Annotated in this window: 15 protein-coding genes; 8 read left to right on the top strand and 7 right to left on the bottom strand. The window is 37.9% G+C overall.

The features are described 5' to 3' along the window. Positions 1–15 precede the first annotated feature (15 nt). On the top strand, positions 16–804 hold the full coding sequence (locus ACWXWT_RS10045) for a TIGR00266 family protein (protein ID WP_456041449.1): 789 nt from the start codon (positions 16–18) through the stop codon (positions 802–804). 111 nt (positions 805–915) lie between these two features. On the opposite strand, the gene ACWXWT_RS10040 is transcribed toward ACWXWT_RS10045, so the two are convergent. Beyond that, positions 916–1,329 (bottom strand): YccF domain-containing protein, encoded by a 414-nt coding sequence (locus ACWXWT_RS10040; protein ID WP_456041448.1) that lies wholly within the window; start codon positions 1,327–1,329, stop codon positions 916–918. A gap of 197 nt (positions 1,330–1,526) precedes the next feature. On the opposite strand from ACWXWT_RS10040, the gene ACWXWT_RS10035 reads away from it, so the two are divergent. After that, entirely contained in the window at positions 1,527–2,498 is a 972-nt protein-coding gene (locus ACWXWT_RS10035) for a 1-aminocyclopropane-1-carboxylate deaminase/D-cysteine desulfhydrase (protein WP_456041447.1), read from the top strand. A 198-nt stretch (positions 2,499–2,696) separates the two neighbouring features. On the opposite strand, the gene ACWXWT_RS10030 is transcribed toward ACWXWT_RS10035, so the two are convergent. The 4 genes from ACWXWT_RS10030 to ACWXWT_RS10015 all read right to left on the bottom strand — a co-directional run bounded on the left by ACWXWT_RS10030 (position 2,697) and on the right by ACWXWT_RS10015 (position 5,586). Beyond that, on the bottom strand, positions 2,697–2,870 hold the full coding sequence (locus tag ACWXWT_RS10030) for a hypothetical protein (RefSeq protein WP_456041446.1): 174 nt from the start codon (positions 2,868–2,870) through the stop codon (positions 2,697–2,699). Positions 2,871–3,520: 650 nt separating this feature from the next. Beyond that, positions 3,521–4,204, bottom strand: coding sequence for a ChrR family anti-sigma-E factor (locus tag ACWXWT_RS10025; RefSeq protein WP_456041445.1), 684 nt, complete (start codon positions 4,202–4,204; stop codon positions 3,521–3,523). Further along, positions 4,197–4,859, bottom strand: coding sequence for a sigma-70 family RNA polymerase sigma factor (locus ACWXWT_RS10020; RefSeq protein WP_456041444.1), 663 nt, complete (start codon positions 4,857–4,859; stop codon positions 4,197–4,199). Before ACWXWT_RS10020 ends, ACWXWT_RS10025 begins: the two co-directional genes overlap by 8 nt. Positions 4,860–4,995: 136 nt before the next feature. Next, positions 4,996–5,586 carry an LON peptidase substrate-binding domain-containing protein gene (locus ACWXWT_RS10015; RefSeq protein ID WP_456041443.1) on the bottom strand — a complete coding sequence of 197 codons (591 nt, stop codon included), beginning with the start codon at positions 5,584–5,586 and terminating at the stop codon, positions 4,996–4,998. A 558-nt stretch (positions 5,587–6,144) separates the two neighbouring features. Between ACWXWT_RS10015 and ACWXWT_RS10010 the strand changes: the two genes are divergently transcribed. After that, positions 6,145–7,086, top strand: coding sequence for a chemotaxis protein CheV (locus tag ACWXWT_RS10010; RefSeq protein ID WP_456041442.1), 942 nt, complete (start codon positions 6,145–6,147; stop codon positions 7,084–7,086). 20 nt (positions 7,087–7,106) lie between these two features. On the opposite strand, the gene ACWXWT_RS10005 is transcribed toward ACWXWT_RS10010, so the two are convergent. Both ACWXWT_RS10005 and ACWXWT_RS10000 read right to left on the bottom strand, forming a co-directional pair. Then, positions 7,107–7,760, bottom strand: a complete 654-nt coding sequence (locus ACWXWT_RS10005) for a hypothetical protein (RefSeq protein ID WP_456041462.1) — start codon at positions 7,758–7,760, stop codon at positions 7,107–7,109. A 68-nt stretch (positions 7,761–7,828) separates the two neighbouring features. Beyond that, positions 7,829–8,188 carry a DUF2750 domain-containing protein gene (locus tag ACWXWT_RS10000; protein ID WP_456041441.1) on the bottom strand — a complete coding sequence of 120 codons (360 nt, stop codon included), beginning with the start codon at positions 8,186–8,188 and terminating at the stop codon, positions 7,829–7,831. A gap of 240 nt (positions 8,189–8,428) precedes the next feature. On the opposite strand from ACWXWT_RS10000, the gene ACWXWT_RS09995 reads away from it, so the two are divergent. The 5 genes from ACWXWT_RS09995 to ACWXWT_RS09975 all read left to right on the top strand — a co-directional run bounded on the left by ACWXWT_RS09995 (position 8,429) and on the right by ACWXWT_RS09975 (position 13,768). Then, complete coding sequence (locus ACWXWT_RS09995; protein WP_456041440.1) at positions 8,429–9,730, top strand: lytic murein transglycosylase; 1,302 nt, start codon at positions 8,429–8,431, stop codon at positions 9,728–9,730. A 71-nt stretch (positions 9,731–9,801) separates the two neighbouring features. After that, positions 9,802–10,284, top strand: a complete 483-nt coding sequence (locus ACWXWT_RS09990) for an FKBP-type peptidyl-prolyl cis-trans isomerase (protein ID WP_456041439.1) — start codon at positions 9,802–9,804, stop codon at positions 10,282–10,284. A gap of 83 nt (positions 10,285–10,367) precedes the next feature. Further along, positions 10,368–10,595: a DUF3389 domain-containing protein gene (locus ACWXWT_RS09985; protein WP_456041438.1), complete on the top strand. Its 228-nt coding sequence runs from the start codon at positions 10,368–10,370 to the stop codon at positions 10,593–10,595. Between the two features lie 105 nt (positions 10,596–10,700). Next, positions 10,701–11,378: an alpha/beta hydrolase gene (locus ACWXWT_RS09980; protein ID WP_456041437.1), complete on the top strand. Its 678-nt coding sequence runs from the start codon at positions 10,701–10,703 to the stop codon at positions 11,376–11,378. A gap of 470 nt (positions 11,379–11,848) precedes the next feature. Beyond that, entirely contained in the window at positions 11,849–13,768 is a 1,920-nt protein-coding gene (locus ACWXWT_RS09975) for a bifunctional metallophosphatase/5'-nucleotidase (protein WP_456041436.1), read from the top strand. The last annotated feature ends 278 nt before the right edge of the window (positions 13,769–14,046 follow it).

The raw sequence follows: 14,046 nt of genomic DNA, 5'->3' as shown, positions 1-14,046 counted from the left end.
TTTAAGGAGCGATAAATGACTAGAAAATGCCACGAAGTAGACTATGAAATCATAGGCTCAAGCATGCAGTTAGTGGAAATTGAGCTAGATCCGCATGAGGCTGTTATTGCTGAAGCGGGCGCCATGACATACCTCGAAGAAGACATTATGTTTGAGGCTAAAATGGGTGATGGTTCAGAACCAGAGTCAGGTTTTTTTGGTAAGTTACTTGGTGCGGGTAAACGCGCCATTTCAGGTGAGGGTATTTTTATGACTCACTTTACTAATGAAGGACAACAGAAACGCAAAGTGGCATTTGCCGCACCGTTTCCTGGCACTATTTTGGCGATTGACTTATCCGAGCATCAAGGCGAACTTATCTGCCAAAAAGACAGCTTTTTAGCGGCCGCATTAGGTACTCAAGTGAGTATGAAATTTAATAAACGTTTAGGCACCGGTTTTTTTGGTGGTGAAGGGTTTATTTTACAAAGCTTAAAAGGTGACGGTATGGCGTTTGTGCATGCAGGTGGGACACTGATAAAAAAAGAATTACATGGTGAGACATTGCGGGTGGATACGGGTTGTTTAGTTGGATTTACGCCTGGTATCGATTACGACATTCAACGTGCAGGTTCATTAAAGTCAATGGTGTTTGGCGGTGAAGGTTTGTTTCTTGCGACCTTACAAGGCCATGGCACAGTGTGGTTACAAAGCTTACCGTTTTCTCGAATGGCTGACAGAATTATTGCTCATGCACCTTCTAGTGGTGGTAAAGACCAAGGTGAAGGTTCTGTCCTTGGCGGCATAGGCCGAATGATTAACTAACTTTATTTTGCCATAGCGAAGGCATTAATAATTAGTTTTTAATAAAGAAGCCGACAACATAAAGTTATCGGCTTTTTTATAAGATTTACATGTCTAAGATTAACACTATTATTAATAGGTCGGCTTGGCAATAACGGTTTGACCAATCGGGGTTAAACTTAATAGGGCCAATTTAATATGCTGCATCGCAAAAGGAATACCTATAATGGTGACAAAACAGGCTAAGGCATGTGCTAAGTGACCAATGGCAAGCCAAATACCAAAGCATAAAAACCACACTACGTTCCCCAGAGTCCCCAACGTGCCAGTACCAATGTCTTCTTCACCAGAAACGTGTTTACGATTAACTGTTTCTTGCCCAAATGGCCAGAATGCCAATTCGCCAATAACAAAACATGCTCGCCCGAATGGTATGCCTATGATACTGATAAAGCATAATGCTCCCACAAACCACCAAGCGAGGCCCATAATAAATCCACCCATTAAAAACCAAGCAATATTAAAGATTAAGCGTAAAAGTGACATTTTCATTCCTATCAAGAGTCAATAATGATTAATATATAGCGATATTCATGCCATGTTTTTAAGCTGTTGATTTTATGAGTTAAAGTGTCATTTTACACACTTAGTTCGATCTGTTGGTCATCATTAATACAAATGAATCGATGAGATTTGTCATTTTTTAGTTAAAATGCTCATATTACAGTTGATTGAGACAATTCATGTTTTCGATAAGCCCAGTACAGCCAATGAACTTTGGCAGACAGATTATCTATGTCAAACGGGATGATTTATTACATCCTGATTTTAGTGGTAATAAAGCACGTAAGTTTTATCATTTTTTACATCATGATTACTCGCATGTTACTCAATTAGTGGCTTCGGGGTCGGCGCAGGCTAATTCATTATATTCAATGTCAGTGCTTGCTAAGCAGCAAGGCTGGACGTTTAATTATTATGTCAGTCATATCAATGATTTTTTATTGCAAAACCCACAAGGTAATTATGCTGCCGCAGTACAAAATGGCGCTAATATTATTGATATTGGCAATTTGGCTTATGCAGAAAATCTTGCTGGTATGCATTTAAATGATGCGATGCAATATATTGTGTCATCAGATCCCATCTACGCTGATAAAAAGCATTTATTGTATATTCCAGAAGGTGGACGTTGTCAGTATGCTGAAACTGGGATCGCACAACTGGCTGCTGAAATAATTCAATGGGCACAAGAACAACAGAAAAAAAAACTAATGGTTTTTTTACCCTCAGGTACGGGGACTACTGCTGCTTATTTAAATAAGCAATTAATCCAACAGTTAGCTCAATTAGCAATAATGGATGCATTTACCATTGAGGTCATAACTTGCAGCACCGTAGGGGGAGATGAATATTTACGTCAACAATTCTCAGAGTTAGTTGATGAAATGTATTACCCAACCATTATTAATGATGGTCATAAATATCATTTTGGAAAGTTATCGCGACGTTGTTTTGATATGTGGCAAACAGTATGTCAGTCAGGGATTGAATTTGAATTACTGTATGATCCGGTTGGATTTTTAGTGCTTAAGCATTATTTATCTAATCATCCTACATTTGCTAAAGATATTTTATATATACATCAAGGTGGTTTATTAGGAAATCAAACAATGTTATCGAGATACCAACGTAAGTTTACACACACAATTTGATCCTGTGGGGTAGGTTTATTTAACTGGTTGATGTTTGGTGCAATGATGTTGAATGTAAAAAATGAAAAATCACTCGAAAATATTGGTTGTCATTCATTTTGCTCTGCTTTAATAAACATTCGGTAAGTGAGAGGAGAATACCGAGAAATGAGTTTATTAAATAACAGAGCAAATGATTAACGCAAAGCGTTAAGAATATTACTTATTGGCAGAAATTAACCATTTCATGAAGTTTAATGCTTCAATACGCTTTGAAAATGTTTTTTTGTTTTTACCTAGGCTATCGGTAAAAGCAATTGAGTTTTTGTTTGACGAAATTGAATTAACTGGGAAGTTAACTGAAATTTCGTGTCCATTCATGTTGTATGACATTGGTCACACTCCTTCTTGTATATTCACCCTTAGGTGAGAAAATTGTTCAATAAAATATCCTTGGCATTTTTAGTGTTGCAAAAGATGAATGTGTCGAGATTTAACTTAACCTATCTTTAACTCACTAATCAAGTACTGTTATGTAAATAGTTGATTAAGGTCTATTTTATGTTAACAATATTGATGTTGTGACATATTTTAAGAGTCTTAATATCTATTTTAGTACTTCATTTTATAAGTTAACCATAGTTTTATGACAACAAGATTACGTGGATAGACATAAACATATCAACAGCAATCAATTGAAAATCAAAAACGATGTACAGAAGCTTGTTTTGGGTTTATTTACGAAGTGAAGTTGAGCAGACTTACAGGTAGGTAACCAAAATTAACAAGAAAACTAAATCTTGTTGGATAATATACTGAGTGTTTGCATATAGCAATAGTCTTTTTCATATTTCAATCAAATTATTGGTATCTTTGCTCAGAATACGATTTTTTGGTTAAAAATCGACCAGCGAAATGATTGTGCAACGGTTATGATGTTTAACATTTAAAGGGTGATGAGTGTTGGGCTCATCATCCTTTATTGACCTCACCGCTATAAAGTAAGCAATGATGGTTTAACGTGTAATACCAATCCGCATTGATTAATAAAGTAATTCACCTATGGGATTGAGTAACTTACTGAGCCCTTTAGTGAAGTATAATGGTGCATCGACGATGGTATAGCACAAACATCCTTCAACGGTTTTAGGTGAGTGTTGGTGCTCTTTATCAAGTAACAAAAAATCACCTGGCTTATAAGTGTTGTAACAGTCGCTAAATTCACCCGCAAGCAGTAATGTGACTTCAGCACCTTTATGAGTATGTTCTGGAATTTCACCATTTGCTGCAATATGTAATAAACTGGCTCTGGCTTGTTGCTCTCCAGTATTGAGTCTTAAACGACTGACTTTACCTATGCCTTTCCATGATGTATTAACTTGTTTTCTAAACGCTTTTGGCAACAAGTAATGCTGACCTTTGACATTGACACTGATATCTTCAATGTTGTTTAGGGGAGTGGCTTGCTCGGTTTCTAGGCTGTCTAAGGTTGAGCTTAAAAATTGGTTAAGCAGTGCGTCTAGTTGACTCGTATCTGTGTTGACTATATTTGTTGTTGAATGGCTATTAAATTGCTGCTCGGATAATGCAATTGTCATTTGTTGTAATTGTTGCTGGCAATGCGAACAAAATTCGGCATGTGCAGATATCGCAATTGACATAGATAATGGCAGTTCACCTTTAGCATGGAGAGACAGCAAATGCTGATCTGGGTGGTAATTAATCATAGTGTTTCTCCATAAAGCTTTTTAATTTTTCCAAACCGAGTCTAAGTCTTGATTTAACCGTACCAATTGGAATGTTGAGTTTGTCTGCTAATTCTTGTTGAGTCAGTTCTTGCATGTAAATCCCTTGTACCACCTGACGTTGTAGAGGAGGAAGGTCTTCTACATGTTGTAATAATGTCGACGAAAGTAAAAAATCGTCATCATTACTTTCTGCTTCATCAGACTCAAACAAAGGCCAAATATCATCACCAAATGAATCTTCACGGTTATGCTGTACTTTGCGTAACATGTCGAAGCACTGATTACGCATGATCGTGAATACCCAAGTACTTACGGCTGCTTTGTCGGCATTATAAAGGTGGGCTTTTGTCCAAACGCGTGTCATTGTCTCTTGAACTAAATCCATCGCTAATCCTTGCTGGTTTAAGCGTTGAACGCCAAAAGAATTTATTTTGGGGCCAAAATGCGAAAAAAGTTTTGCAAAAGAGGATTTGCATCGTTGGTTAGCCACTTGCAACATCAAGGTGGCCAGTTCCTCTGCCATTGGATTGGGTTCGTCTGATTTCATAGCACCATTTCGTTTGTTAGGGTGGCGTTGTGCAAGCTCACCCTTATCATAACGGCTTTGTGTGCTTTGTAATTGAATATTTTCCATTATGTTACGCATCCAATAAAAAGTCATTGAGCATAAATACATTATCTTATATATGCTGTGGCCTGTTTGAGCTTCTATCATTTTGATAATGAAGCCTGATTGGTTAATGTATACGTGACATTTTTATTTCGGATCACTATTTAATAATGTCGGTGAGAAATGATTTGGCTAATTGATGATTGTGACTGTTAATACAGTGATATTTATCTTTTGCACTGAGTGGCACTATTTCAAGCCAGCGTTGACATACCCATGCGATATCATTGAAACTGTCTTTCGAATAATGAGCAAGGTGATGTGGATATTGTTGCAAAATTTGCTTCAAGGTATCGCTGAGTATTTTATCTGTTTTACGCTCTATAGCATCATGATGTGACTGGGCGGTTTTTGCTGCAATAATATCACTTGGCCAAGGGGCAATTAATCTGACATCAGCACGTTTTAAGCCATCCTTTTCAACGTTAATGTGGTTAATAGTGAATGTTTGTTGTCCTTGGACACTAATACCTAACAAGCCATCGTCGAGGGTTTCAAAGTCGATAATTTTGGTTAATGTGCCAATGGGCAAAATAGTTTGATTGTCATCTGCCAACATACATAAACCAAAGCCATCACCACTTTTGAGTGATTCTGACACTAAACGTTTATATCGGGGTTCAAAAATGCGCAGTTGGGTGTATCCCTGAGGTAAAAGACAAATTGATAGTGGAAAAAGTGGGATAATCATAACGGCCTCTAAATGACTTTATTAGATGAAACATCTGATGTGGTATACGTTTGGGCGGTGATTAACGATCACTATATTTTGTGTCCTGCTTAATCCAAATTAGCCTATTTATATCGTTGCTTAGAGGATTATAAAACGTTGCTGATTAACACTGTTAACTTATGGTCGCTTTATTAAAAGCTTTCCATATCGCTGGTTGGGTTGATTTTTTGGTTTAAATTATATTGAGATTTTGTCTTCAAGTAGCTGATTTTGCAGTCTTATTTATAAGGCGCTCTAAGCGATTATTATTAATCGGTTTATAAATTAACGTACAAATAGAACAATATAATAGTTGTTACAAGAGTTGCTTTGTGTCGTAATCTAAATCGATTTATTGATGGTGAAGTCGGATTGAACGTTTGAATAAAATGTGTGTTTATTGATTTTTTTGATCTCAGTTACTATTTTTGTCGTTTAAGTCGAGGTTCAACACTGCTAACTGGAATTTTTTTAGTATAATCATTATTAATCGTTATGCAGTTTTAATCTGTTGGTATTTTTAGGTGGAACTCGTTCATGAGAAAAGTGCTTGATACGGTCGATCAAAGAACTAAATTAGTTGGCGAAAATCGTTTAGAACTACTGTTGTTTCGCATTAACTCAACTCAATTATTTGCCATTAATGTATTTAAGGTCAAAGAAGTGGTTAGGTTACCAGCATTAAATAGCTTTCCTGGCAGTAATCATAATATTTATGGTGTGGCTAATATTCGTGGTGTATCCATTCCTGTGATCAATTTGCGAGAGGCAATAGGCTTTTCTCCTATGCCGGTGACTGAAGACAGTAATCTGATTATTACCGAATATAACCGTAGTGTTCAGGGTTTTTTAGTTGGCAAAGTCGAGAATATTATTAACATGACATGGAGTGATATCATGCCGCCACCTAAAACCGCTGGGGGGCACAATTATTTAACGGCGATAACGCGAATAGAAGATGAAGGACAATCAAAACTGGTGTCAATCATAGATGTTGAAAAAGTCTTAGCAGAAATTATTGATTACGATGTGAAGTTATCGGATGGTGTGCTTGATGAAACACTCATTTCCTATATGCCTGGTCGTAAAGTATTAATTGTTGATGATTCATCTACAGCTCGCAAACAAGTTAGAGACACATTGAGCCAACTTGGGCTTGAAATTATTGAGGCATCAGATGGGCTACAAGCGTTACGTTTATTACAATCTTGGGCTGATGAAGGCCGAAATGTAGCTGATGAATTATTAATGATGATTACTGATGCCGAGATGCCAGAAATGGATGGTTATAAGCTGACATATGAAGTACGCCACGACCCTCGAATGGCATCGTTATATGTGACGCTTAATACTTCTTTGAGTGGTAGTTTTAATCAAGCAATGGTGGAAAAAGTTGGCTGTGATAAGTTTATATCTAAATTCCAGCCCGATTTATTGGTAGGTGTTGTTCAAGATCGTTTGCGTATGATTATTGGCTAACAATAACGAGTGTGTGGCCGTTATTGTTTCATATCTTCTATTAACTCATCAAGAATACGACGTTGATGCCCTGGGGTGATCCCAATATTGAGCCGAGCTACTTTAACGGCATACGCAAATTTAGCTTTGCCCAGTAACGTTATTAACTGTTGTAAAAAAGCACGGTCTAAAGATAACGTTTGGCTGTAGTGACTAATGGCTTTTGTTAATGAGGTAAACATAATACCGTCAAATTCGAAACCAGTATTATATTGGTTGTTATCCCCAGTGGTTTCGCCTTCGAGTAAAATCCCATCAAGACTTAATGGCCACCCTTGCGCATTGATTCGTCCTTGGGCTATTTGATACATCATCCAGGCACTTTTTTTAAAACCACCAAAAATCATGCAATCAAATTCAGACTCTTCAAGTTCTTGTTCGGTCCAATTAATGCCAATGGCAAGGTCTTTACGATAGATATGCATCAAATTGTCTTTTACCGCATCTCGACAATCCCAAATGGAGGTCAGTAAGTTTTTTTTGGCTAATAAATGACATTCTTTACAAGCGGGAATAGCCAAAGATGGGTGAGGGGTATGAGTCATTCTATAGTAGTCAAAGATTTGGTTACTGGGCTCGTTGCAAAACCAACATATGTGGCGTTTTTTAAAGGGAATATCAATAAGAGTAGGCATAGGCACAATAATATCAAAAAGCTGCTCAATGGGTGAGCAGCTTAGGTTGTAGACAAATTTAGTAATAGTTATTCTGTTTCAAAATCAACTAATTCTTTGGCGAGTACGATAGGGTCAACCTCTTGGCATTCTTGATCTGCTTCCCAGTCAACACCAATTAATACGCCATCATCATTTAAATCACTTACCCAATATTCTAAAAAGTCGGTGAGTGTAATCGTCACCGCTTTGTAGTCAGCCCATTCGTCAGTGCAGTGGCTTGTTGCAGCAGCTTCACTTGACCAAAGTGGCATAACATCAGTTTCTTCAAATTCAGATGAGTCACATACAACCCAACCTTCACCCGTCTCATCTTGCAAGCCCCATAAAATTTGGTGTTGTTTTACGTTTTCGATAAAGCTTGAAAGTGCTGCTGTTTGTTCTGTCATGATAAATCGCTTAAATTAGTGAGAATTAGTTTCATTATACGGACTCAATGAATAAGGAAAAGGCTTAATTAATGACAATTTTGTTTAATAAGATTTTAGCAGGGCAATTTAACAGCATTTTTATTTTTAATGATGTATTTAGCATAAATAAACAGGGATTAATGTTACTAGCTCTTGTTTCCTGATGGGCGATGAGTCACGATATTCATCATTCATTTTGTCTTAATTAAGTGTTGTTTCATGACCAGAAAAAGCCGTGTTGCTGTATTTGTTGCTTCAATCATTTTATCTTGCACTATGTTGAGTGCCTGTGCTGCTTCGGCGGCTCCTGCAACAACAACCCCTACAACGACTCCAACATCAACACCTATAACCAAGGCTGCTGCTTTGGTCAAGATCACCGCCCCCATAGTACCGACAGAAAGTTTTGCCCAATGTGTGGTGAGATTACAACAAAAAGCCATGGATGCAGGGATTTCACAACACATTATTGATACCACGGTAGCAAACTTAAAATATGTCCCTCGGGTCATTGAACTCGATAATCAACAACCAGAATTTACCACCACGTTTGCTGATTACTTTGATAAACGTGTAACGATTTGGCGAGTTGAGCAAGGTCGAAAATTAATGGTTAAACATCGTCAATTGTTGAGTAAATTAACCAAAGAGTATGGTGTTCCTGGTCAGTATATTATTGCTTTTTGGGGACTTGAAACCAATTTTGGCAGTTACAAAGGCAGTATGTCGGTGCTTAATTCGTTGGCTACGTTGGCTTGTGATCCGCGTCGAAGTGATTATTTTACGAATGAACTCATACAAGCGCTTAAATTAAAACAGCAATATAATTTTGATGATAAAAAAATGGTTGGATCATGGGCTGGTGCCATGGGACATACTCAATTTATGCCAACTAACTATCGTAAATACGCTGTGGATGGTGATGGTGATGGTATCGCTGATTTATGGAATAGTGAGATTGATGCATTAACTTCAGCGGCAAATTTTTTACAACATTTGGGGTGGAAGGCTGAGGAAAGATGGGGACGCGAAGTATTGTTACCTGCTAATTATTCTTTTGATTATTTAGGTGGTAATCACCCCTTGCCACTAATTAAGTGGCGAGAGCTTGATATTAAGAAAGCCAATGGGCAACCACTTTCTACACCAGACATGCAAGCGGCATTATATTTACCCGCAGGACATACTGGGCCAGCTTTCTTAGGATATGACAACTTTAACGTGATCATGCGTTGGAATCGCTCAGAATTTTACGCCATTGCAGTAGGGCATTTAGCAGATCGAATAAATGGTGCATTACCCTTAACACGTGCAGTGCCTAAACAACCAAAGTTAAGTAGAGATGCTGTAAAAATATTGCAGCAAAAGCTTAATGCTGCTGGATTTGATGTAGGTGAGCCGGATGGTATTTTAGGCCGTAACTCCGTGTTAGGTTTACAAGCATTTCAACACAGTAAAGGGCTTGTTGCAGATGGTTTTCCTGATACAAAAACCTTTACCGCATTAGGTATTAAACAATAGAGAACATTTTTTGTGGATGGATTAGTGGGCTTTTGCTAAGCTTCGGCAAATTTTAGCGTTAAGGAACGATGATGAGCATTAAAGACGATATGGTTGTGCAGTTTAATTATACATTGCGCGATGAAAAAGGCGATGTGATTGAATCCAATGAAGGCCGTGAACCCATTGCTTATTTGCATGGACATGACAATATGATGCCTGGTATCGAAGATGCGATTAATGGTAAAGACATTGGTGAGAAGTTTACCATTACACCTCCTGCCGCAGACACTTACGGTGAGCGTCAAGATGATGCAGAACAGCGTGTTTCTGTAAAGCATTTAGTCGGCGCAAAAGTGTGGAAGCCTGGTATGGCTGCTGTTGTCAATACTGAGCAAGGTCAGCGTCAAGTGACTATTATAAAGGTGGGTAAGTTTATGGCAACGGTAGACGTAAATCATCCTCTTGCAGGCCGTGAATTAACTTTCGATATCGAAATTGTCGGTGCTCGTGATGCAACGGATGAAGAAATTGCCCATGGTCATGCTCATGGCGCGGGTGGTCATCACCACTAGCCGATATATCTTTTTATGAAAATCCCAAGTGATTCACTTGGGATTTTCATTTATGGCACCCGGTTATTAAAGTAGGTAAGATCATGGTCATCGATATTTCAATAGGCAAGATTATAGTGACAGTTCACGAAATTCAATGTCGGTTTCACGATAACCACATTGTATTAACGGCATCTGTTGACGACATTAGTTGCTTTCATCAAGGATTCGTCATTGTTGCTGATGGCGGTACTGTTCGCTGGAGTGTTAAGCTCGACAATGCAGAACAGTTAGAACAGGTGTTAAATTGTACTGGTATTCAGGCGCAATAAAACAATTACCGCCAATAGGTTAGCTGTTTTTGAATTAGTAGATTAAAAGATCATGTTTTAGGCCATTACTTTAAATAAGGCGTTTTAGTCAATAGGATAAATTTGATGCCCTCATTAGAAAAAATTGTAATCGAACCGCAAATACCAGCAACCGCTTGCGTTATTTGGCTTCATGGATTGGGCGACTCTGGCGCGGGGTTTGCTCCTGTGGTACCGGTATTGGGGTTACCCACCAATCACAGTATCCGTTTTGTTTTTCCCCATGCGCCGGAGCAAGCGGTGACCATAAATGGGGGCTATGTGATGCGCTCTTGGTACGATATTAAGAGTATGGATTTGCACGACAGAGCAGACTTACAAGGTGTGATGAGTTCTGAACAAGCCGTTAAGAGGTTGATTAACGATCAAATTGAACAAGGGATCAGTGCTGATAACATTGTGCTCGCAGGCTTTAGCCAAGGTGGGGTAATGAGCTTGTTTACCGGATTGCGCTTTCAGCAACGTTTGGCAGGAATAATGGCGTTGTCTTGTTATTTGCCTGGTGGAGAACATTTGCCTGATCAACTTTCAGAGGCTAATCATGCAACACCAATATTACAACACCATGGTGAGCAAGATGATGTTGTCCCGTTATTTGCGGGTAAAATGGCAAATGACGCACTAAACGCTGCAGGTTATACAACAACATGGACAACGTATTCAATGGCACACAGTGTGATACCTAACCAACTAACTGAAATAGGTCAATGGTTGCAGCAAGTTTTATGTTTGTGTGAATGTTAATTTTATTTGTAACGTATTTGTTGTTTTCCTTAGAAGACAATTGATTTATTGTTTTTCTATTAATTATCTTCATTAATTTAAAGGCTTACTTGTTTTAATGCGATTAAGTCTTTTTTTTTACAATTTCTGTAGCGGTGTAAATGTTGCGTTGTTTTTAATTAAAGACAATAGATGTTGTAACTACTTGTTAGTATTGTATTAAAAGTCACATTTTGTCATAAATTCGTCACATCTTCCCGCTATTGTTTGCTATTATTGTGCTGCTGAAAATTAGAGTCTCTGCTCTTCGAGATGTTTTTGCCCTTGCTTGTGGTTAATAAAGGTCAGGCTGTGCTGATACTGCATCTGTATCATTGTTGTATTGCATGGTTATTTTTCACAACAAACTACTTACTCGCAAAAAATTGAACTCGAATATAAGCTGGCTCTCATCAAGTAAAATAATAAATGATTAAATAATGGGGTCTTACATGAATAAAACGATGTTTAAAGGTTTACTGGCAACAGCAATTATTGTTGCATTAACCGGTTGTAATGATAGCAACGATAGCAATGATGATGTAAGTACGTTTAACTTACGTATTGCGCATATTAACGATACTCACTCGAGTTTCGATCCAACATCTTTAGATTTTACCGCTCAAGTGAATGCTGAAGATATGAGCATTAATACTGATTTAGGTGGTTATCCTCGTGTTGCAACAGCATTAAAAAATGCCAGAACGATGGCTGCCGATGCTAATAAACCTTTTCTTGCATTACATGGTGGTGACGCCTTCCAAGGTTCGCTTTATTTCAATGTGTTGAAAGGTGCCGGTAACGCTACTTTAATGCGTGAAATGAGTCTTGATGCAATGACTATTGGTAACCACGAGTTTGATCTTGGTAACGGTCCTTTTATTGATTTTGCCAATAAAATTAATTTCCCAATTCTTGCCGCTAACTTAGATGCGAGTGCTGACTCTCAAATGTCTGGCGTGACAAATATTAAACCTTACATCATTAAAGAATACGGTGACGTTAAAGTCGGTATTTTTGGTTTAGTATTAGAAGATATGGAGTCAATATCTTCTCCTGGTGAAGATTTAGCCTTTAACGGTGAGGTTGTAACTGCTCAAGCTACAGTTGATGCACTAAATGAAATGGGTGTTGATAAAGTTGTGATGGTAAGCCACATTGGCTTAGAAAGAGACATTCGTATTGCAGAATCTGTTAACGGTGTAGACGTGATTGTTGGTGGTCACTCTCATACTTTATTAGGTGACTTCACTAATATTGGTAAAGGCATGGGTTCAAGCATTGCAAGTTATGCAGAGATGATTACTAATCCTAACGGCACTTCTAAAACATGTATCGTTCAAGCTGGCGAGGTTGCTCAAGCTGTTGGCCAAGCAGATATTACTTTTGAAAATGGTGATGTGACAGTTTGTCAAGGTAATAACACCCTGTTAATTGGCGATAACTTTACGCACGAATATGTCGAGGATACAACTGCGTCATTGACTGAAGCTGATCAAAGTGCTGTAGAAGCCTTTGTTGCTGAGCAAGATAATATTGCTATTACTGAAGAAGATGCATTATTACGTAGCATTATTGATATCGATTACAAGCCGTTAATTGAAGAGTTTCAAGGTAAAGTGATTGGTCAAGTGTTTGATGCAAACGACCCAGTTAGCACTGGTATTTTAGATCATGTTCGTCAACCAGGTGTGAAACGTACCGGTGCTTCATTGCCTGTAACGGGTTCAGAAGCGGGAGCTCAAGTTGCTGCATCTATGGTTTGGAAGTTAAATCGACATGGTTATGGTGTTGATATGGCCATTACTAACACGGGTGGTGTGCGTAATGATATTAAGAACGATGAGAATGGTGATTTAACTGCTGGTTATATTATTGGCTCACTTTTATATTTTAGTAATGAATTAGCTATTGTTGAGTTAAAAGGTAGTGATGTAACTCAACTACTTGAAGATACCATTAATTATTCATTAACCACGTCTTCAGGTTCATTCCCTACGTTTGCTAATGTTCAATTTACCTTTAATGGTAAAGCCGTCGCTGGTGAGCAAATTGAAGATTTACAAATATGCCCTGAAGGTGTAGCTGCTGGTAATTGTGCTGATATTGATCCAGATATGGCTTACAAAATTTCGACCAATGCTTATATTGCTGGTGGTAAAGATGGTTATGACATCTTTGACACTAAGAAGCTTTCTCCTGTTATTAAGTCAGGCTTTATTGATAATGAGTCTATGATTGAGTATGTAGAGGCGTTAACTCTTGATGGCAAAAAGTTAGAAGAAATTCCAACGGGCTTAACGTTTATTGCCCCTACTAGTTTTGAGGCAAATCTTGATAATCCAGTGATTAAACCAGAAGACAATCAATAATATTAGTTTATGTATAAACTGATAATGATTAATTAGACATTAATCATTGATTACAAAAAAAGCAGCCGAGGCTGCTTTTTTTATTGGTGTAATGGCTCTTCGTTGTTACCGCAAATATAATAAAAATTCCAATAATTATACCTATCCCATGAAATATCTGGTCAGTTCAGAGTCTCTCAGGTTTTTCAATTCAAGGCACATTGATGTAGAAATGGTTGTTGCCTTTTAAATCGATGTAACACAGAAGTGGAATACCTGAGAGACTCCATTCTGGCGGG

Source organism: Shewanella sp. A22, assembly GCF_053850585.1.
This window is presented reverse-complemented; position numbering and strand designations above follow the sequence as displayed.